A 20,415-nucleotide genomic window follows, 5' to 3' on the forward strand; every position below is an offset into this window, starting at 1 on the left:
CAATCCTCCTATCCGATGAAAAAGATTTACTTATTTCATTCCTTTTTACACCTGCCTAGTATATAAAAATATTCTAAATAGTTAAAGGAAAAGATTCAAAATTTTAGAACTGTTTTTTTAAGATTCTAGTTATATAGAGGGGAAAAATATAAACGAACTAAGTCTAACATCCTAGTGTAAATAAAAAGTTCTGTTGTTAACTGAATTTCATCAATTAACAACAGAACCAACTTTACCTTTTTTTATTGGCTATCTTTACCAAAAAGTATTATGAATGTTTAACCTTTTTTCTTTTTGAACTTGAAACATTCTTATGAGTCTTATAGAAGTATTCAATTTTTTGATCGAAATCATGAATAAGTGCTCGAATGTTTTGTTGTCCTTTCCAACCTGCATATCCAAATATCAGCATACCTAGAGCACCTATTGCAAACAAGGAGATTCCCAAAATGTTAAGCCAAAAATTTTGGTGGTGGAAAAAGTAAATTAAGACGATTCCAAGACCACTGATAGTAGTCCAAAGCTGAAACCAGTAACCTAAATTTTTAAGCATATGCTTCTGATATGCAACCTCTTCCTCATATCCTTTTTTCATTTCTTGAATTGTCATTTCTACTTTCCTCCTTGTCATTGCTTGTGTTTTAGTAGGAAAGACCAGGATTGAAGAATCCAACTAGAACACCAATAAGTGAAATTACTACAAGAAGCAACATTGTCCAAATGGCTGATACATGTTTCTTAGTCATTAACCACCAGCAAAATAAAGTTACAATAACCGTCAGCAAACCAGGGTAGATGCTATCTAGTTTATTTTGAAGGTTTAAGAAAACTTTGCCATTTGCTCCGTATAATTTAAGTGAAGTTGTAACATTTACCCAAGAAGCTAGAACACCACCAACAACCATACTTCCGACAATTCCGATTGCACGTCGGATAGCAGCTCCTTGTTTTCCAACTAGGAAACTAACTGCTTGATCTCCAAAGTGATACCCACGGAAATATAAGAAACGCTGTCCAAAGTATGCAATTAATACCCATGCAACAATGTAGAAAATTGCACCAAGTGGTGAACCACCTGTCGACATACCAAGCGAAATACCAAGGAGAATTGGGATAAGCGTTCCATCAATCAAGGAATCACCAATTCCAGCAATTGGTCCCATAAGGCCGGCACGCATATCATTGATTGTTTCACCATCAATTTCTTTTCCATTTGCACGTGCCTGTTCCATACTTGCGGTGATACCGACAATAACTGTTCCTAACATTGGGTTAGTGTTGAAAAATGCTGTATATGCTTTAATCGCTTTAACTTGATCTTTATGGTTTGGATACAGTTTTTTAAGAATTGGTAGCATAGATGCCATGTAACCGAATGTTTGCATGTGTTCTTGTGAGAAGCAAGTTAATGCGCCCCAAAACCAGCGATGAAAAGATTTTAGCAGTGTTCTTTTATCAAGTTTTTTTGAATTGTTAGTATTTTCCATAATCAAATATCCTCCTCATCATCGTCATTTGGTCCTTCGGGTACAGTACTGTTGCCTTGTTTTCCACCCTTAGACATTTCAACTTCATACATAATAACTGCAAACAATAATGAAACGACTGTAACTGAAACTAAGTTAAGACCTAATGAAGCTGCCAATGTAAATCCTACAAGGAAAGGAATAAAGTCTGTTGTACGACCTATGATTTGGCGAAGTAAAATTGCAATTCCGACACATGGTAACATACCACCAACTGTGAACAGTGTTTTCATAGCAACGCCATCCATAGGTAAAGCATTTCGTAAAGCTGTTACGGCAGTAGCACCATAGTAAGTAAGAAACATTGTTGGTAAAAATGAGAAAATAGCATGAGAAATCCAAGGCCAACCAAAGTTAACAGCTGTCAACTTATTTAATTTTCCATTATGAACATCTTTCCATCCAAATGATTGCCAAACCAAGTTCATAGTAGCAACAGCATAATAGAGAACAGTCCCAACAGTTCCAACTAATGTACCAACTGACTTAGCAAGGTTAGCAGCACTTCCTCCAAGTGGATTTAATCCTTGTGAGGCAATAGCAACCATAGCTAACGGGATACCAATATAAGAAATTGCACGGACATCAGCAGAAACAGTACCACCCGGTGTAACAAGTGCAATATAAACTAACTGCATAGCAACACCACAAGCAATTCCTAGCTGAAGATCACCTAGGATAAGGCCACAGATAAGGCCTCCGACCAACGGACGACCGATTGTATAATTACCGACTGCTTGACCAGCCATACATGAGTTAGAACATAAACATGCGAACAGTCCTAACATTGCTGCCTGAATCCAACTAATTGTCATTTTAAATCCCCCTCTTTTTTAATCTAATAACCAAATTTTGACTTAAACTTGTCCCAACTTCCTAAACGCTGATCAGGTAATAAGGCGAAATCTACTTTATACCCATTCTTTTCAATTGCTTCGAAAGCGTCTCCCTCTTCTTGGGTAAAGGACTGATTGTCTCCAAGTTTTATTGCATTTTCACGATCATTACCAGGGCCAACAATAACAGTTTTTACATCACTAGGCTTGAATTTTAAATCAACTAGAATTTTTTTCATATCTTGTGGATTCTTGGTAATTAAGAAATATTTGGTGCTAGAATTTAAAACCTTGTCTTTTACCTTATCGAAATGTTCGAGTGTCCAAACAAATGTTTTTTTGTCTGAAGCTGCTTTATATGCTCCCGCCAAAACAGGATTGTTGGCAGCCTTATCATTTACAGCAATAATTCCATCACATGGATATTCTTTACCCCAACGGACAGTGATTAGCCCATGAATCATACGATCATCGATTCGTACAAAAGAAATTGACATTATAATAACCCCCTCTAAATATCATCATCTGAAGTCTCTGGTGCAACATCTATATCCAAAAATTTAATTGCACCTGTAGCTTCCGACATTATTTTTGCCTTTAATTCATCTTCTTCCATAGTGTCCTTAGACATCAATGCAGTTAGTGCCATGGAAAAATTCATACCGCCGATTATGAAACTATCTTGCAGTTTTCCATATTTGTTCAAAGTATTGCAAATCGTTGTAAGTGGACTGCCACCAATAATATCAGCCAAAATAATGAATTGAGCATCAGCTGGAAGCTTATCAAGAATTGTTTCAAAGTGATGTTCTAGAGTCGAACTAGTTTCATCAGGTTTCAACCCAACAGCAACAACGGAATTAATAGTATCTCCTGCAAACATACTTAAAGTCTGTCTCAATCCGCTCGAAAATTCACCATGGCTAACCAGTAATAAATATTTCATTTTCATCTCTTCCTCTCTGTAAAAATATATAGAATATAGCTCTACAGAAAACGATGATTATTTATCAGAGTTGTTTGAACAACCTTTATACACAATTGATACCAATCATCGTGAAGGAAGCACCCCCCTTCATTTGAAAATTTGTAAACTATTTCTTAGATTCGTCTAGACTTAAGCTAAGGTAACGCTTACACTTATTATATTAAGCATATACTACTGAAAAGTCACTTGAATGTTGTGCTTAATTATGATTAATTGTGCTTAAGGAGGGATTTTTTTGAAAGCCATAGAAAAACTTTATGCAGCAATTGCGCAACAATTTCCTGACGAACGTATTACAACCAAGCAGGCTGCTGACGCTGTTGGCCTAACGCGAGGCGTAACAAGCAGTTATCTATCTAAGTTAGAGAAACAGGGTAAATTGGTAAAGACTGGAAGTCGACCGGTGTACTGGCAGATTAAGCGAGAAAAGTCTGCGTTTGATGAATTGATAGGTTTCCATGGTAGTTTGAAAAATGATATTAATCGTGCTATAGAGGCAATTGTCTATCCAGGTCATGGATTACCTATTTTAATCATAGGTGCTCATGGTACCGGAAAACTATCACTTGCTCGTAGTGTTTATCATGAGGCGATTAGCCGCGGAATTTTTACCAAAGAATCTGTCTTTGAAACGATAGACTGTGGTAAATATAAGAATAAATTCAATACATTGCAGAGGGAGGTACAGGGGGTTGCCAGTGAGGTACAAAAGGCGGGGTTTCTATACATCAAAAATCTACAAGTATTGCGTTCTGAAGAGCAACATGAACTCTTTATGTTTGCTAGTCAACAAGAAAAAACAAATATTCGCTTTATTTTTTCAGCGACTACAGAATTAAGTAATAAGAATTATATTGATTTTAATTGTGCAGTGGTTCAAATTAGGCTGAGCTCGCTTAATGAGCGTCCACTTGATGAAAGAATTGCGTTTGTTGGTTTGTTCTTACAGAGTCAAGCTGACAAGATAGGTAAAAACATCCTAATTTCACCACACTCACTGATTAAGTTTGCTAAGTTCACTAATGTTGGTAGTATTAGTGAACTTAACAATCGAATACAGTTAATGTGTGCTGCAGCATATGCTAAGACACCTAATGTTAATCAATTAATAATTAATAAAGTCGATAAAAATTCAATTTGCATAATACCCAATCAGCAATTATTAGAAACAAGGATTACTTCTCTGGTTACCAGTGCATTGCAGCTTGGTCCAACAGCTAATAGTTTGCTTGAGAACCTTTCTGAGTCACTACTTGCTGGAGAAACTATTGCTGAACAAAATTTCTTAGTGCTTAAAGTGCTTAATCAGGTAGACACTACTGTTAGTGATTCGCTCTTGAAAGAACTTGCCCAAACAATTCAACAAGTTTCAAAAGAAGCTATTACACATCAATATGGGATTGTCTTTCAAAAGGATGATAATTTTTGGCGTTATGTTGCACTTGCATTTGTATTTGCAAATTTGTGCAGCGAGAATCTACCTGCCGCTGAGTCTACCCATAAGCTTCAAACTCAGATTAAGAAACGGTATCCAAGGAGCCATTATCTGTTCAAACAACTGCTTATCAAGATGGCTCCTAAAAATATACAAAGTGCATATTATTACCTCCCCTTTTTTGTACTCATGGTCCAGTGTTCAGAGAAACTTGAATCAGTGCATTACAATGCAATTTTACTCACACATGGGGAGCACACAGCATCAAGTATTCAACAGGTTGTTAATACACTTTGCGGCAATTATTTTTTTGAGGCATTTGATATGCCTATCGATGTTTCTATCGGTCAAATAAATGAATATGTACGCGACTATTTGATTGATCAAGGGTCTTCTAACAAAGGAAATATTATTTTGTTTGATATGGGTTCTTTGAGAGAAATGTTTAGAGAAATTAAAAAGGTGTCTGACCAGGAACTGTTAGTCGTTAATAACGTTACAACAGCAATGGCCCTCGATATTGGACTGAGAATTCAACGCAATGATATTTTTCAATCTATTGCAGAAGCCAGTCAAAAATATAGTTCAACCACTGATGCACAATATTATGAGGGGTTATCAAATCGGAAGAATATTATTGTTTCATGTATGTCAGGAGTCGGCCTTTCAGAGGAATTAAAGAAGCTGATTGAAGAAACTCTTTCGCCCTCATTAGAGGTAATTGCCCTTGATTATAAACATCTGCATGCATTACTGAAAAACAATGATCGTCAGTTTTTCTCAAATACACAGTTAATTTTAACTACAACAGATGTTAGCGGTGATATGGGGATCGATATTATTAATATTTATAACATTTTCGATAAGTCAGTTTCATTAAAACTAGAAACAATTTTTCTACAAATAGGGGAAAATCAAAAATCGAGTAATTTATTGATTGAGCGATTATTGCGCTTTTTGTCGATTGAAGGAATTCGTGGACGTTTACAAATCTTGAATCCAGACGTTGTTATCCAAGAAAGCCAAGATATTGTATCTCACTATGAGAATTTTTATAATGTAAAATTTGAACCAAGACTGAAACTAAATTTGTACATGCATTTATCGCTTATGATTGAACGAATGCTTGTAAGCACAACAGTTTCAGAGAATACTTTCCAAGAAGCAGATTTGACTCCCAGAAAAAATGACTTTATCTCTCTTTCTAGTGGGATCTTTCAACATGTAGAGCAAAAATTCAACATTAAGGTTCAAGATTATGAAATTGAGTTACTTTATCAGCTTCTAAAGGACTTTATTTTCACCGATAAATAGAATCCTCTGTATTATTAGAATTATTCAACTCAGAAACGAAGCACAATGTCCAAATAAAAAAGAAGAAAAATTTATAGTATGAATGCAGGCAGAACTCAGGAAAAAGAGTTCTGCCTTTTTTTTGCTTATTTTTTATTAGTTATTAAAAATAAATTAAAAATAGATTGGATTTTGGAAAGTAATGTATAGTTGGTAAAATGTTTGTTATTCAAATTTTTTAATTTTTTCTTTGACATGGCATGATTGCTGTATTAATCTTCAACTAAGTTAATGGCATCATTCATAACACTAAGATATTAATAAACTCATTTATAGAAAGAGGGATAAATAATGGTCAAACTTTCATTGGCGGAACAACAGATGTTAGATGGAGATTTTGGTAAAGGAACACAAACAGCTATGAAAATTCAAGTTGCAATTGCTGAGGCATTTGACGCACCATATATGGTTCCAATATCAAGGGCACACGTTGCTTTGAGTAATCAAGAAGCCGATTTATGGTTTGTGGAGAAATTGGTAAGTCAAGGAGCAAAATGCAAAATTAGACCAACAGTTAATCCTAGTTTTAACTGGGAACAGATGAGTCAAATAACTAATTTAAGTAGTGAAGATGTAGATATAGTTAGAAGGACAGATAATGCTTATAAAAAAATTGGTGCCTTAATGACTTATGATTGTACACCATATCTACAATTAAATGTTCCCAAAGTAGATGACATTATTTCATATTCCGAGTCCTCAGCAACGCCATTTGTAAATTCTGTTTACGGAGCGAAAACTAATAGAGAATCTGCTCAAAGTGCTCTATGTGCTGCTGTTACAGGAGTAGTGCCTTACTATGGTTATTTAATGAAGGAAAACAGAAAAGGCGAAATTTTAGTAAATGTTCTTGCGAAAATGGATTATGATTTTGATTTTCAATTGTTGGGTTATGTGTTGCCACTAAAAATAGGATTTAAGATACCAGTTTTTAACTTTGCAAATAAGAAAGAAAAAAATAATTTTTCGAATGCTTCTTTGATGAACTTAGGTGCACAAATGAATACCTCTGGTAATGTTGCGATATATCATATTTTAGGATATACACCAGAGGCCAATACGTTAGAGAATGCTTTTCAAAGTAATTTAGTCCCTGAAGAAATAGATATTACGCAAGAGGATTTGGACTCAGTGAGAGATAAGATTTCAGCTCCAATAGGTAAAATTGATTTTGCATTATTTGGATGTCCACACCTTACATTTGAACAGATTGAGATAGTAACAAAAATAATTGAAGGAAAAAATTAGCAGTTCCTCTATTTATTATGTCATCAGATCCAACTATGAGATTGTGTGAACAGATGGGAATTTTAAAAATTATTGAAAATGCTGGAGGAAATATCATTTCTAATACATGTATGGACCAACCTTGTTGGAAATTCTTATATGGTAAAAAAGGTGTTACTGATTCACCAAAATGTGCATATTACACTAAGCGCAGAAAAATGGAATTTGTTATTACGGATTTAGAAAATGCCACGTATTCAGCTTTGGAGGGAGAGGTTACCAGTGATAGGAAAAAACAGTTCATTTAAGTGCCATAAAATTTCTGAAGGTAAAACGAGCGGAGAGGTACTTTTTTCAAAAGATGGTATTTGTTTTTATTTAATTGATCCTGAGAGTGGTGTTGTAATCGAAAGAAACCACAGTCTTTTTGGAAAGAGTATTGCAAATAAAATATTAGTTTTTCCAAACGGAACAGGCAGTTCAGTAGTTCAAGCAGACGGGATGTATCAGTTGAAAATGCATAACATGGGGCCTAAGGCAATGATTGTTGAAAATGCAGACACTACACTTGTTGCAAGTTCAATAATCATGGAAATTCCACTAGTTGATAAAGTGGACTCTAATTTTAATGAAATAGTGAAAAATAAAGATATTTTAGAAGTTAATGCAACAGAAGGCGAAATAAAACTTGTTCAGAAAGGGGAGTAAGTAATGGTAAATAATAATCCTCTCTTTTGGATAATTGATGAAGAATGGTCTAACTATGATATAGAAAAAGAAATAATAAAAAAATATTATCCAGACGCAAGTATTAAGTACTCAACATATGATTATAAAGCAGATTTAAAAGAATGGGGAGATGAGGTAGATATTCTGCTTGCACAAGTGTACGCAGAAATTCCTGGAGATGTAATCAGAAGGTTGAAAAGTTGTAAGGGAATTGCATTGTTTGGAGGAGGATATGATCGAGTTGACACAGAAGCTGCTGCAAAAATGGAGATACCGGTAACTAATGTTAAGAATTATTGCAAAGAAGATATTGCTGAGTATGTAATAGATGCAATGTTACATTCAAATAAAGCACTCAATTCTTTCAACGATGTTATTAAAGAAAATTTATGGGGACTTAAAGCTATTAATAAATTACAGAATAGATTAAACGAGCAGAAACTTTTTGTAATTGGTTTTGGAAGAATTGGACAGTTCGTAGCAAAAGCAGCACGAAGATCAGGAATGGAAGTATATGCCTATGATCCTAGGTATAAAAGTGGTGAAGAAAAAGATAACGTGAAAATTGTAGGACTTGAAAAAGGCTTAGCGATTGCTGATTTTACAACAATTCATTGTAATTTAAGTGAGAAGACAAAACATATGCTGGGGATGAAAGAGTTTTTGCAAATGAAGTCTACAGGAGTATTAATAAACACTGCTAGGGGAGCAATTCTGAAGGAAAATGAATTGCTGGAAGCTGTTGAAAAAAAGTAATTGGTGGGGCTATTTTAGATGTTATAGAACAAGAACCTCCTAAAAAAGAGTATTATGAAAAATTCAAGAATAGTAATGTAATAGTTACACCACATATATCATACTTATCAGTACAATCAATTAATGAATTAAAAAATAGGTCGACTGAAAATGGAATATCTATGTTGAAAGGAAAGTTAACTGACGATGTTGTCAATGTGAATGATAAGGGGGAATTTATATGATAAATTTTAAAGCTACATTTGAAAACAAGAGAAATCTAGTCAAAATATTACTTGTAACGCTGTTAATCTTGATATTTGTTAATTCCAAAGTATCTGCTAGTAGCAATAATACGGTGAAAATTGCACATTCCTCATGGATAGGATTTTATCCGTTAGATTTGGCAGAGGAAAAAGGATTTTTTGAAGATTATGGAGTTAAAGTTCAAATCAAAGATATTGAAAGTAAATCAGATAGTAAGAGTGCGTTAGCTGCTGGAAAGATTCAAGGAATTGCAACTTCTTTGGATACAAATGTTTTGAGTTCAGCAAGCGGATTAAAAATTCAGAATGTTTTGGCTTTAGACACTTCAACTGGTGCTGATGGATTAGTTGGAAACAAGAACATAAAAAATTTTAAAGAGTTGAAAGGTAAGACAGTAGCTTTAGATACAACTGGTGGAGCAAGCTATTTCTGGTTTAATTACATGTTACAGAAAAACAATATGAAGTTGTCGGATATTAAGGTCGAATCTATGGATTCAGGTGCTGCAGGTAGTGCTTTTGTAGCCGGCAAAGTAGATGCTGCGATGACATGGCAACCATGGTTAAGTAAGGCAAAAGCAACAAAAAATGGACATGTTGTGATGTCAAGCAAAAGTTCACCTGGGATAATTGTGGATACTTTAGGGCTAAGTACAAGTTTTATAAAAAAGCATCCTACACAAGTTAAGGGCATCATAAAGGGTTGGTATAAAGCATTAGCATATATGAAGTCAAATCCTAAAGATGCATATAAAATTATGAGTAAAAAAGCAGGAATTACTGCTTCTAAGTTGAAGTCAGAAATGACCACACAGATAAAATTATATGATAAGAAAGAAAATAAAAAATACTTTGGAACAAAGAAAAATAAGGGAAATATTTACAAAATATCCAAAGTTGCTTCAAATCTTTGGTACACATCTAAAATTTCTGATAAAAAGGCTGATGTTAATCAGGTTACTAATCCTAAATTTGTAAATGAAATAAAATAGTTTTTTCAAAAGAGAAAGTGGTGAATTGATTGAAACAGCCAAACTTAGAAAAGAATGAAACAAAAGTGAAGAAAAAATCTTCATTTGTAAATTTAATGACGCCTCAAAGAAAGATATCGAAAAAGGTTTCTATACTTTTAGGAATATTTTCATTTGTTATTATTTTAGTTGTTTGGAGCTTTATTACGTACGAAAAAATAGTGGGATCAATGTTCGTGCCGACTCCTGGTGAGACATTTAAGGCAATGCAAACAATGTTTGCAGCTGGTTTTTGGAGTGATATTTGGATAACAGTTTATCGCGTTATGTTAGGATTTATTATCGCTTTGATAGTAGCAATTCCTTTGGGAATTCTGGTAGGGGCATATAGCCCCTTTGCTGCTTTATTAGAACCAGTTTTCTCGTTTGTAAGATATATGCCAGCATCAGCTTTTATACCACTTTTTATATTTTGGATTGGAATTGGAGAATCAGAAAAAGTAGCAGTTATTATTTTAGGAAGTCTACCTCAGCTTGTATTAATGATTGCTAATAATATTAGGGATGTAGAAAAATCATTAATAGAGGTTTCTTATACATTAGGAACTAATACATTTGACGTTTTATGGAAAATAATTTTGCCAAAGAGTCTACCAAACATAATGGATACGATTAGAATTGTATTAGGTTGGGCATGGACATATGTTATTGTAGCTGAAATTGTGGGTGCTTCATCCGGAATTGGATTTAGCATTTTACAAGCGCAAAGAACATTCCAGATAGATAGTATTTTTGTCGGAATTTTAACCTTAGGAATTATCGGGCTTATTGTTGATACTGGGTTGACAATTATTAATAAAAAACTATTTTCGTGGAACTTTTAGGAGGTTACTTCAATGGTAGAAAGTATTGTAGTAAAAAATGTTTCTAAGTCTTTCAAAACAAAGTCGGGAAATGTTCAAGCATTAAGTGATATCAATTTGGGAATACGAGATAAGGAATTTGTTTCGATTCTTGGGACTTCTGGATGTGGGAAGTCAACATTATTAAGAATAATTGGTGGGTTAGAGACAGCTTCTGAGGGGGAAGTACTGTGTCATGATTCAATTGTAGATGGTCCAGGAATAGATAGGGGTATGGTTTTCCAACAATATAGCCTTTTTCCATGGATGAGTGTTCAAAAAAATATTGAATTTGGTTTAAAGCAAAAAAAAGTTGAGAGAAAGAAACGCGAAATGATAGCAAAAGAATATATTAAATTAGTTGGATTAAAGGGATTTGAAGATTTATTTCCCAAAAATCTTTCTGGAGGAATGAAGCAACGAGTTGCGTTAGCAAGAGGCCTTGCCAATAATCCAGAGGTTCTTTTGTTAGATGAACCATTTGGTGCACTTGATATGCAGACTAGAGAAGTCATGCAGGAACTGTTATTAGGTATATGGCAGAGTTCACCAAAAACAATATTGATGGTAACACATGATATAGAAGAAGCGATATTGCTTTCTAATAGAGTAATTATTATGAGTTCTCATCCTGGAGAGATTAAAGAAATCTTGGATATTAATTTGGGTAATAAAAGGACATTTGAGACTAGATTAACTGAAGAATTCCTTGAATATAAAAGAATTGCTAGTGATGTGATTCGTGTTGAGACATCCAAGATTTTATAGTTTCAATTAAGAGTTTCCTTATTGGGAAGGTTGGTAATGTGAATAATATTGAAGGAATTAAATTAAAAATAAATAAAGAAAGAATTCAACGAAATATTCTTGAATTAGGAGACATAGGTTTAAGTAACAAAGGAGGTGTTAATCGTTCTCTCGCAAGTCAGGCTGATATTGACTCTCGTGAATGGATTAAGAAATATTGGCAAAAAAATGTCGTTAAGAAAATTACAACAGATGTAGGTGCAAACTTATGGGGTGATTATCCCTATAGTAGTGGGAAGAAACTGGCTCCTATAATTGTCGGATCGCACAATGATAGTGTTCCTGAGGGCGGAAAATATGATGGTGCGCTTGGTGTCCTTCTAGCAACAGAAGTGACGCAAACCCTGGTCGAGAACAAGATAAATTTAAGACATCCACTCAAAGTTATTTCACTAACAGGCGAAGAACCAAATCCGTATCAGATTTCCACGCTTGGAAGCAAGATAATATCAGGAGTAGTTGGTCAGGATTATCTTAAAAGATTCAATCATATTGAAACACACGAAGCTCTTTCAGAAGCAATTGACAGATTAGGTGGAGATTTTAAGCATATTGATGAAAATACACTCGCACCCAATAGTTTTGCAGCTTTTTTAGAATGTCATATTGAGCAAGGTAGAAGATTATTCGAGAGAAATGAGCCTGTTGCTGTGGTTTCAAAGATTACAGGCATCTACCGTGAATTAATTGAACTAAAAGGAGAAGCCAACCATGCTGGGACGACCGACCTTAAACATCGCAAAGATGCATTACTTGCAATGAGCTGGATTAATCTAGAATTGAGAAAGTTTCTAAGTGAATTTGAACCGTGTGATCCTGTCGTTGGAACTATTGGATTTGCAGAAGTCAAACCAAATGCGGCTAATATAATTCCTGGTGAAGTAAGATTCAATATAGATGTTCGTTCGGGTAATTGGGAAAAGGTTCAGCAAACTATTAAGTTCTTGGATCAGTGTTTTATGAAGCTGGAAGAAAAAGGCTTAATGCTAAATAGAGAGAAGATTCTTAATCAAAAGCCAGCTAATTTGAATGATAAAATAATCGATGCTTTATCCGAAACAGTTGAGCAGAATTTTGGATATCAACCGCAGAAAATGACGAGTATGGCGGGACATGATGCAGCTAATCTGGCTAAAATCGGACGTTCAGGCATGCTCTTCGTAAAAAGTATTGATGGAAAAAGTCATTGTAAGGAAGAATATTCAAGGATTGAAGATATTGAGACAGCAGGGAATGTCTTACTCAATGCAATTCTTAAGTTAGATGAGGAGCTGGACTAATGAATAAAATACTACTTCCTAAGTATATATATTTTAAAGATAATTTTAAAGTGGATTACGGAATTGCCATTGAGGGCAATCGGATTGTCAAAGTTGCTCCTGCTAATGAAGTGATTTCAGAGTTTCCAGATTTTATCCAAAAAGAATATCATGACACGGTTTTTGTACCAGGAACAGTGAATACACATAATCATTCTTTTCAAAGCTTATTGCGAGGAATCGCAATTGATCAACCCTTTTTAAAATGGCGTGATAACTCGTTATATAAGTACTCACCAGAAATGAGACTAGAAGATATTTATAACGGTGCATTATTTGCTTATGCTGAAATGATGAAGTGTGGTGTCACCTCAGTCTGTGATTTCTTTTATTTACATAATTATGGAACTGAGTCGGACGAAGCGGTCATTCAGGCGGCTAAAGACATTGGTATTCGGCTAGTTTTAGCACGTACCATGTACGATTGGGATGGAGCACCTGCGGGTTATCTTGAAACTATCGATGAGGCCGTTAATAATACAAGGCAATTGGCACTGAAATACGAAAATGATTCAATGGTTACTGTTATTCCTGCCCCACACAGCCTTCATGGTGCGAGTCCTAAGATGATTCAAGCAGGTCATAAGCTTGCACTTGAAATGGGAACTAAATTCCATATGCATGTTGCTGAAGAAACCTTTGAAGTTGACGCAATGCTTAAAGAACACAATAAAAGAACTGTTGAGTACTTGGATGAGTTAGGAGTTGTGGATTCTAGCCTAGTAATTACTCATGGAGTATGGCTTGAGGAAAATGAAGTAAAGTTATTGGGAGATAATCACGCAGCACTCAATTACTGTCCATCCAGTAACATGTTCTTAGCTGATGGAATAACTAATATCCCTAGGATGGTTAATAATAATATCAATATTTCATTAGGGAGTGATGGAGCATGTGGCAATAACCGGATTAGTGTTTTTGAAGAAATGCGAATGACAGCTTTGCTGCAAAAGGCGGTTACAAGAGATGCGCTTTGTGTTAAATGTAAGCAAGCATTTGATATGGGAACAAAAAACGGTGGTAAGCAACTTGATCTGAATGTGGGGGAAATAAGAGCGGGCCAACTTGCTGACTTGGTAGGAATTGACTTGAATAACTTCTCAATGAATCCATTGAGCACCAACTTAGAACAGATGTTGCCAAATATTGTCTATTCACTGCAACCTGATGCAATCTCGACTGTAATTATTGACGGAGAAGCGACTGTTGAAGACGGAGAATTGGTTAAAGTATCTGAAGCTGCAGTCTTGAGTAAGGTCAATGATACTATGAAATATTTTGAAACGATAAATTAATATGAAAGGCGGCAGACTAAAATGTCAGATCTCAAAGAGCAGGATAAGAAAATGATGGATACATTAGGTAAAATAATGGAAGCTGGGGAACCAACACTGATTGAATTGACATTAATTGAAAATGATCAACTTCCAGAATATCCAGAATTTGTTGAAGGAATCAGAAGAGCACCTTCACGTGGGTTTAGACTAACTGAGGCACAGACCAAAATAGCCTTGAGGAATGCTTTAAGATATATTCCAGGCAAGTTTCATGAAAAATTAATTCCAGAGTTTTTGAACGAATTATATACAAAAGGCCGAATTTATGGTTATAGATTTAGACCAGCAGGCCGGATTTATGGGCATTCAATTAACGATTACAAGGGTAACTGTGTTGAAGGTAAGGCTTTTCAAGTCATGATTGAGAATAATCTTGACTTTGAGGTCGGGCTTTATCCGTATGAACTTGTTACTTATGGTGAAACTGGTAGTGTGTGTCAGAATTGGATGCAATATCGACTTATCAAGAAATATCTAGAAAGATTAACGAGTAAGCAAACCTTGGTGATTGAGTCAGGACATCCAGTCGGGTTATTTCCATCAGATGAATCTGCACCCAGAGTTATTATTACTAATGCTTTGATGGTGGGTGAATTCGATAATCAAAATGATTGGGAAATTGCTGAAGAAATGGGTGTTGCGAACTACGGGCAAATGACTGCCGGTGGATGGATGTATATTGGTCCGCAAGGTATTGTCCATGGTACATATAATACACTATTGAATGCGGGACGCCAAAAGTTAGGGATTCCATTAGACGAAGATTTAGCGGGAAAATTATTTATTAGTTCAGGTCTAGGAGGTATGAGCGGAGCACAACCCAAGGCTGCAAAAATAGCTGGGGCGGTCTCAATTATTGCAGAGGTTGATCCTTCGAGAATTAAAACGAGACATGACCAGGGATGGGTTGATCTTTCCCTTTCAGATTTGCACGAAGTGTTTACAAGAGCCAAAAAAGCACAAATAGATAAAGAAGCACTATCGATCGCATATGAAGGGAATGTAGTAGATCTTTTAGATTATGCTGTTACGAATAACATTAAGGTTGATTTGTTATCAGATCAGACGTCATGCCATGCGGCTTATGAGGGTGGATACTGTCCACAAGGTATTAGCTTTGATGAAAGGACTAGGTTACTTGGAGAAAATCGCGCTAAGTTCAATGAATTAGTTGACAAAACGTTGAAGAAGCACTTTAAATTAATAAAAAAATTGGATAAAAAGGGGACTTATTTCTTTGATTATGGTAATTCATTCTTGAAAGCAGTTTATGATGCAGGGGTGAAAGAAGTTTCAAAAAATGGTGTTGATGACAAGGATGGTTTTATCTTTCCATCATATGTTGAGGATATCATGGGACCTAATTTATTTGATTATGGATATGGCCCTTTCAGATGGGTATGTCTATCGGGCAGAAAGGAAGATTTGAAAAAAACCGACGAAGCTGCAATGGAATCAATTGACAAAAATCGGCGTTATCAAGATATGGACAACTACAATTGGATTAGAGATGCAGAAAAAAATGAACTTGTTGTCGGAACACAAGCACGGATTTTGTATCAAGATGCACTTGGTAGAATCCAAATCGCTCTTAAGTTCAATGAGCTTGTTCGCGAAGGTAAGGTAGGCCCTGTGATGATAGGACGTGATCATCATGATGTTAGTGGGACAGATTCTCCGTTTAGAGAAACTTCAAATATCCATGACGGAAGTAATGTTATGGCAGATATGGCAGTTCAGTGTTTTGCAGGAAACGCAGCTCGTGGCATGAGCCTGGTAGCTTTGCACAATGGTGGCGGCGTTGGTGTAGGTCGTGCCATTAATGGTGGATTTGGACTTGTTTTAGATGGAAGTATGCGGGTTGATGAGATTATTAAGAAAGCAATTTTGTGGGACGTAATGGGTGGCGTTGCTAGAAGAAATTGGGCAAGAAATGAGCATGCAATGACAACGACAGCGGAATTTAATCAGAAATATCAGGATGCGGCACATATAACAGAACCATATTTAGTTGATGATCAGTTAATTAATGCGGCTGTTAATCAAAACTTTCCAAAGGAGTAATATACAATGACGAGCTTATTAATTGTACACATTGATCAAATAGCCACACCAACGGGAAAAAGTCAGCGACATGGTGTGGAAATGAATGAGATAAGTCTTGTTCAAGATGGAGCTATCTATGTGGTTGATGATCTAATCATAAGCGTTGGAAAAACTTCAGAGATATTAGCTGATCTTAGAAAGAAAAATATTACTGCTTTTGACGAAGTAATTGATGCAACCGGGCAAGCAGTTGTTCCTGGATTTGTTGATTCACATACCCACTTTTTATTTGCGGGATACCGCGTTGAAGAATTCTACGAGAGAGTGTCCGGTTCTTCATACATGGAGATTATGGAAAATGGTGGTGGAATTCAAGCAACTGTCGAGGCAACCAGGGAAGCCGGGTTCGAAGAGTTAAAAAAACTAGGTTGGCGAAGATTAAATGAAATGATTATACAAGGTGTGACAACTGTTGAAGGTAAGAGCGGTTATGGGTTAGATAAGGAGACTGAAATCAGGCAGCTTCGTGTCTTGCAAGAACTAGCAGTCTCACAGCCAGTGGACCTCGCAATCACTTATCTTGGAGCACACGCAGTGCCACTCGAATTCAAGAATGATAGTGAAGGTTATTTAAACTATATGATTGATGAAATTTTACCGCAGATTAAAGCAGAGAAACTAGCTGAATTTGTTGATGTCTTCTGTGATGAAGGGGTATTCGACTATCAACAATCACAAAAATTGTTGGAAGCAGCCAAAGAACTCGGTTTTAAAGTCAAAATGCATGCAGATGAGATTGCTAATTTAAATGGAGCAGAGTTGGCCGCAAGTATTGAGGCAACCTCGGCTGATCATTTGATTAATATCTCTTCAGAGGAGATCAAGAAGTTAAGTGAGAAACAAAAAACAGTGGCTACATTACTCCCGTGTACTGCATTTTGTCTTCAGGAAAATTTTGCGCCTGCCAGAGAGTTAATAGATAATAATTGTGCAGTTGCGCTAGCTTCGGATTATAATCCAGGAAGTTCATTCACTTGTTCAATTCCATTGATTATTGCGTTAGCAAGCTTCAAGATGAAGATGACGATGGGTGAAGTACTGACAGGTCTCACTCTTAATGGTGCAGCTGCACTAGACATTGCAGATAAAAAAGGAAGTATTGAAGTTGGTAAAGTTGCAGATTTAGTATTCTTGAAATATCCAGATTATCGCTATCTTATGTACAATACAGGTAGTAATGTTGTAAATAGGGTAATCAAGAGCGGCAAGGTGGTTTTTGAAAATTTAGGATAGCGACAAGAATTTACTTATAAATTTTTGTGGAGGAAATATGGCTAAAATATGTTTAAAAAGAGCTAGCGAGTTTAAGACAACAAGGTGGTCTGGTGGGCAAACAACTGAATTATATATATATCCAGCGGGAAGCTTATATGAAAATAGAGATTTTGGTTTTAGATTATCTTTTGCCACAGTTGAGGTTGATAAAAGTAAGTTCACGTCATTATCAGGTTATAAGCGCATAATAATGCCGCTGACAAATCCAATTGAGTTGGTAAATAATAGTAAAACTACACGATTAATTCCTGGACGATCGTTTAATTTTGCGGGGTCTGACTTGATAGAGTCAAGGGGTGTTTCAAAAGATGTAAATCTGATGCACACTAGTGATTTTGCAGGACAGATTAGTACAATAGATGATAATAAGCTCAACTCATCTTGGGAGCATCTTTGTTTGTATAATCTTGGAGGGAAAAGGATAGTAACTATTAAAGATCAAAAGTTAACTGTTGGCTTAGGAGATTGTGTTATTATTAACAATATTAATAGAGAAAATTTAGAAATTAAAATTGAGATTTCTGGAAATAAGAAAAAGCTGATTCTATTCGAAGTGAAAAAAGGTGATTAATCTGTCTGATATAAGAATAAAAGAAATAAAAAATAAAGAAGAACTACTGGAAAGACTCATGGTTGTCGGTAAAACCTCGGCAGTTAATAAAAAAATAGCAATGTATGTTGAAAAAAACTATAATGCGATTGTTTTCATGACAGCAGATAAGATCAGTCAAGAAATTGGAGTCAGCCAAGGTAGTATTTCGCGGTTTTGTGTGAAGATGCAATATCGTGGATATAATGACTTCCTAAGATATTTACAGAAAATTATCAGCTCTGAGATGACTACGAGTAAGCGCTTTTCGATGTTAGACAAAGAAGATGACAACGATAAGAATTTGAATATATTGAATCAAGAAGTTAATAATTTACAAGAACTACAAGAATTGGCTCAAACTCCAGAGTATGCCAAAGCCGTGAATTTAATTGCAAAAAGTAAAAAAGTGTTTCTGATTTCCAACAGGATGTCAGCAACAATTCTTCCTTATATGAACTATATATTGAGTAGATTACGTCCTGATGTTTTTGAATTGAGGTATGGTTCACCTGAATGGGAAAACATTGATTTGACCTCACCAGAGGGGATAGTAGTATTTACAACAGTTTTTCCGAGATATTCGAGAACATTGTTAGAGAAGAATAAAAGACTCAAAGAAAGAGGCTTTAAAATTGTAGCATTAACTGACAGCAGGTTATCGCCTATTGTAGCATGTTCTGATGTTTCACTAATAACACCAATTACGGTTTCGTCTGTTTTTGATGTTTATAGTACGCCACTATTATTAATTAATTTGTTAATGAGGGATGTGTCTAAGAAGATTCCCAATATTGATAAGAGATTAGATGAGATAGAGAGGATTAATGAGACAAATAATTCATTTTTTTTACATTGAGGAGTGCTAGAAAGCCCAACATATGAAATATTTATCTGCAGGGGTTGGGTCAAAAGTTGCGAGCCGTTCTTTTACCGATTCCAGATAAACGTATTTTTTAAATCAAGATTCTCCGTCTGACGAGAAAGTACTCATGGCATGTTCTGCGCCATGAGTACTTTCTTGGTTTAATTCGAATTTTACTGACTTATGGCACACTTTCTCATTTATGAGGCTTTGCCGTTGTTTCTTCCCCAAACAAACTTAATTATTTTTTGGCTCACTTCAGGATTTTGACGGAGCATGTGATGTTGAGCACTCCAGCCTTTAAACTCAATCTGATGATAGCTTTTTGCTCTGTTACCGATTAAATATTTAAGTGAACGAGCAGAGGTAGTACTGACACGTCCATCTGAATTGGATCCATTGTCTAAGTTCCCGTAGATATTAAGTACATGAACTTGGTCGATTGGATATTTTTTCTTTCGGTTTAGTAAGAAGTGGTAGAAACTACTCATTTTTTGCGGACGGCTATCGGCAGCTAATCTGTTGTTGGGAAACCGGAAGCCATCAATATTTGATCCATCAAATGGTCCTGCTATATCAACTTGGTGTACTAATTGTGCGGTTTTCTTTTCGTGACCAAGTAAATAATACATTAAATCAAGGTTTCCTAATGAATGGGCAACAACATTATATTTTTTAAAATGATGTTGTGATTGCAGACGCTCTAAAATTTTACCGAACCAAAAAGCATAACGTGAATAATTACGGTTATGATTGGCTACAAAATTAACTTCGATCAACGGATTATAGCTCTTATTTGTCCAGCGATAGCCATGCAATATATGAATTGCTCCGTTGCGCCGCACATTTGCGCGCACAACAGTGTTTGTCACTCCATTTTCAATCGCAGAATTTACCATATATCTTTCGGCTCGATAACTGCTGTCATACCCATGAATGAAGAAAGTAGGTATATTCGATTTTTTGAAGCCCGTTTTCTTTATATTATCGCTGTGCACAAGTCCCCAACTTGAAGTACAGCCCAATATTATTATTATGATAGTAAATAATAATTTGCGCTTCATCATAATTTCCCCTAACTATGTAGTGAATTGAATCCTTTTGAGTCAGAATATCACATTGATGGGAATCACAATGATAGGTATAGGT

General features: G+C 35.5%; 19 protein-coding genes and 1 pseudogene. 14 read left to right on the top strand and 6 right to left on the bottom strand.

Annotation, left to right across the window (positions count from 1 at the left end; all coding sequences use genetic code 11):
• Window positions 1-268: 268 nt before the first annotated feature.
• Genes GSM_RS08840 through GSM_RS08860 form a run of 5 tightly spaced genes read right to left on the bottom strand, consistent with a single transcriptional unit; the run spans window position 269 to window position 3,308 of the window.
• Window positions 269-610: a hypothetical protein gene (locus GSM_RS08840; RefSeq protein ID WP_003687947.1), complete on the bottom strand. Its 342-nt coding sequence runs from the start codon at window positions 608-610 to the stop codon at window positions 269-271.
• Window positions 611-641: 31 nt separating this feature from the next.
• Window positions 642-1,487 (bottom strand): PTS system mannose/fructose/sorbose family transporter subunit IID, encoded by an 846-nt coding sequence (locus GSM_RS08845; protein ID WP_003687948.1) that lies wholly within the window; start codon window positions 1,485-1,487, stop codon window positions 642-644.
• Between the two features lie 2 nt (window positions 1,488-1,489).
• The gene (locus GSM_RS08850; RefSeq protein WP_003687949.1) at window positions 1,490-2,341 is read right to left on the bottom strand and encodes a PTS mannose/fructose/sorbose/N-acetylgalactosamine transporter subunit IIC; all 852 of its coding nucleotides are present in this window, start codon (window positions 2,339-2,341) and stop codon (window positions 1,490-1,492) included.
• Window positions 2,342-2,364: 23 nt separating this feature from the next.
• Window positions 2,365-2,859, bottom strand: coding sequence for a PTS sugar transporter subunit IIB (locus GSM_RS08855; RefSeq protein ID WP_003687950.1), 495 nt, complete (start codon window positions 2,857-2,859; stop codon window positions 2,365-2,367).
• Between the two features lie 14 nt (window positions 2,860-2,873).
• Window positions 2,874-3,308 (bottom strand): PTS sugar transporter subunit IIA, encoded by a 435-nt coding sequence (locus tag GSM_RS08860; protein WP_003687951.1) that lies wholly within the window; start codon window positions 3,306-3,308, stop codon window positions 2,874-2,876.
• Between the two features lie 277 nt (window positions 3,309-3,585).
• Between GSM_RS08860 and GSM_RS08865 the strand changes: the two genes are divergently transcribed.
• The 14 genes and pseudogenes from GSM_RS08865 to GSM_RS08925 all read left to right on the top strand — a co-directional run bounded on the left by GSM_RS08865 (window position 3,586) and on the right by GSM_RS08925 (window position 19,260).
• Entirely contained in the window at window positions 3,586-6,099 is a 2,514-nt protein-coding gene (locus tag GSM_RS08865; RefSeq protein ID WP_003687952.1) for a PRD domain-containing protein, read from the top strand.
• 330 nt (window positions 6,100-6,429) lie between these two features.
• Window positions 6,430-7,386, top strand: a complete 957-nt coding sequence (locus tag GSM_RS14210; protein WP_202946212.1) for an aconitase X catalytic domain-containing protein — start codon at window positions 6,430-6,432, stop codon at window positions 7,384-7,386.
• A 17-nt stretch (window positions 7,387-7,403) separates the two neighbouring features.
• On the top strand, window positions 7,404-7,673 hold the full coding sequence (locus tag GSM_RS15650; RefSeq protein ID WP_202946213.1) for a 3-isopropylmalate dehydratase large subunit: 270 nt from the start codon (window positions 7,404-7,406) through the stop codon (window positions 7,671-7,673).
• Window positions 7,648-8,073 (top strand): aconitase X swivel domain-containing protein, encoded by a 426-nt coding sequence (locus GSM_RS08875; RefSeq protein WP_003687955.1) that lies wholly within the window; start codon window positions 7,648-7,650, stop codon window positions 8,071-8,073. The genes GSM_RS15650 and GSM_RS08875 overlap by 26 nt, the downstream gene beginning before the upstream one ends.
• Before the next feature lie 3 nt (window positions 8,074-8,076).
• A pseudogene (locus tag GSM_RS14215) lies at window positions 8,077-9,074 on the top strand (NAD(P)-dependent oxidoreductase).
• Entirely contained in the window at window positions 9,071-10,087 is a 1,017-nt protein-coding gene (locus GSM_RS08885; protein ID WP_003687957.1) for an ABC transporter substrate-binding protein, read from the top strand. The pseudogene GSM_RS14215 and the gene GSM_RS08885 overlap by 4 nt, the downstream one beginning before the upstream one ends.
• A 29-nt stretch (window positions 10,088-10,116) precedes the next feature.
• A complete protein-coding gene (locus GSM_RS08890) occupies window positions 10,117-10,950 on the top strand; it encodes an ABC transporter permease (protein WP_003687958.1) in 834 nt (277 codons plus the stop codon).
• 12 nt (window positions 10,951-10,962) lie between these two features.
• Entirely contained in the window at window positions 10,963-11,736 is a 774-nt protein-coding gene (locus tag GSM_RS08895; protein WP_003687959.1) for an ABC transporter ATP-binding protein, read from the top strand.
• Between the two features lie 38 nt (window positions 11,737-11,774).
• On the top strand, window positions 11,775-13,055 hold the full coding sequence (locus tag GSM_RS08900) for a Zn-dependent hydrolase (RefSeq protein WP_003687960.1): 1,281 nt from the start codon (window positions 11,775-11,777) through the stop codon (window positions 13,053-13,055).
• Window positions 13,055-14,389, top strand: a complete 1,335-nt coding sequence (locus tag GSM_RS08905) for an amidohydrolase family protein (RefSeq protein ID WP_003687961.1) — start codon at window positions 13,055-13,057, stop codon at window positions 14,387-14,389. Before GSM_RS08900 ends, GSM_RS08905 begins: the two co-directional genes overlap by 1 nt.
• A gap of 75 nt (window positions 14,390-14,464) precedes the next feature.
• Complete coding sequence (gene hutU, locus GSM_RS08910; protein ID WP_187323303.1) at window positions 14,465-16,495, top strand: urocanate hydratase; 2,031 nt, start codon at window positions 14,465-14,467, stop codon at window positions 16,493-16,495.
• A gap of 6 nt (window positions 16,496-16,501) precedes the next feature.
• A complete protein-coding gene (hutI, locus tag GSM_RS08915) occupies window positions 16,502-17,770 on the top strand; it encodes an imidazolonepropionase (protein WP_003687964.1) in 1,269 nt (422 codons plus the stop codon).
• A 37-nt stretch (window positions 17,771-17,807) separates the two neighbouring features.
• Window positions 17,808-18,383 (top strand): HutD family protein, encoded by a 576-nt coding sequence (locus GSM_RS08920; RefSeq protein ID WP_003687966.1) that lies wholly within the window; start codon window positions 17,808-17,810, stop codon window positions 18,381-18,383.
• Window positions 18,376-19,260: a MurR/RpiR family transcriptional regulator gene (locus GSM_RS08925; protein ID WP_003687968.1), complete on the top strand. Its 885-nt coding sequence runs from the start codon at window positions 18,376-18,378 to the stop codon at window positions 19,258-19,260. The genes GSM_RS08920 and GSM_RS08925 overlap by 8 nt, the downstream gene beginning before the upstream one ends.
• 206 nt (window positions 19,261-19,466) lie before the next feature.
• On the opposite strand, the gene GSM_RS08930 is transcribed toward GSM_RS08925, so the two are convergent.
• Entirely contained in the window at window positions 19,467-20,333 is an 867-nt protein-coding gene (locus GSM_RS08930; RefSeq protein WP_029327409.1) for an alpha/beta hydrolase, read from the bottom strand.
• Between the last annotated feature and the right edge of the window lie 82 nt (window positions 20,334-20,415).

The sequence above is a fragment of the Liquorilactobacillus mali KCTC 3596 = DSM 20444 genome, from assembly GCF_000260415.1.
In the GTDB taxonomy this organism is placed as follows: Bacteria; Bacillota; Bacilli; order Lactobacillales; family Lactobacillaceae; genus Liquorilactobacillus; species Liquorilactobacillus mali.

Excerpts from the sequence above, each read along its gene's own strand:
- GSM_RS08840 (WP_003687947.1), bottom strand. The coding sequence starts at position 610 with ATGACAATTCAAGAAATGAAAAAAGGATATGAGGAAGAGGTTGCATAT.
- GSM_RS08845 (WP_003687948.1), bottom strand. The coding sequence starts at position 1,487 with ATGGAAAATACTAACAATTCAAAAAAACTTGATAAAAGAACACTGCTA.
- GSM_RS08850 (WP_003687949.1), bottom strand. The coding sequence starts at position 2,341 with ATGACAATTAGTTGGATTCAGGCAGCAATGTTAGGACTGTTCGCATGT.
- GSM_RS08855 (WP_003687950.1), bottom strand. The coding sequence starts at position 2,859 with ATGTCAATTTCTTTTGTACGAATCGATGATCGTATGATTCATGGGCTA.
- GSM_RS08860 (WP_003687951.1), bottom strand. The coding sequence starts at position 3,308 with ATGAAATATTTATTACTGGTTAGCCATGGTGAATTTTCGAGCGGATTG.
- GSM_RS14210 (WP_202946212.1), top strand. The coding sequence starts at position 6,430 with ATGGTCAAACTTTCATTGGCGGAACAACAGATGTTAGATGGAGATTTT.
- GSM_RS15650 (WP_202946213.1), top strand. The coding sequence starts at position 7,404 with ATGTCATCAGATCCAACTATGAGATTGTGTGAACAGATGGGAATTTTA.
- GSM_RS08885 (WP_003687957.1), top strand. The coding sequence starts at position 9,071 with ATGATAAATTTTAAAGCTACATTTGAAAACAAGAGAAATCTAGTCAAA.
- GSM_RS08895 (WP_003687959.1), top strand. The coding sequence starts at position 10,963 with ATGGTAGAAAGTATTGTAGTAAAAAATGTTTCTAAGTCTTTCAAAACA.
- GSM_RS08905 (WP_003687961.1), top strand. The coding sequence starts at position 13,055 with ATGAATAAAATACTACTTCCTAAGTATATATATTTTAAAGATAATTTT.
- hutU (WP_187323303.1), top strand. The coding sequence starts at position 14,465 with ATGGAAGCTGGGGAACCAACACTGATTGAATTGACATTAATTGAAAAT.
- hutI (WP_003687964.1), top strand. The coding sequence starts at position 16,502 with ATGACGAGCTTATTAATTGTACACATTGATCAAATAGCCACACCAACG.
- GSM_RS08920 (WP_003687966.1), top strand. The coding sequence starts at position 17,808 with ATGGCTAAAATATGTTTAAAAAGAGCTAGCGAGTTTAAGACAACAAGG.
- GSM_RS08930 (WP_029327409.1), bottom strand. The coding sequence starts at position 20,333 with ATGATGAAGCGCAAATTATTATTTACTATCATAATAATAATATTGGGC.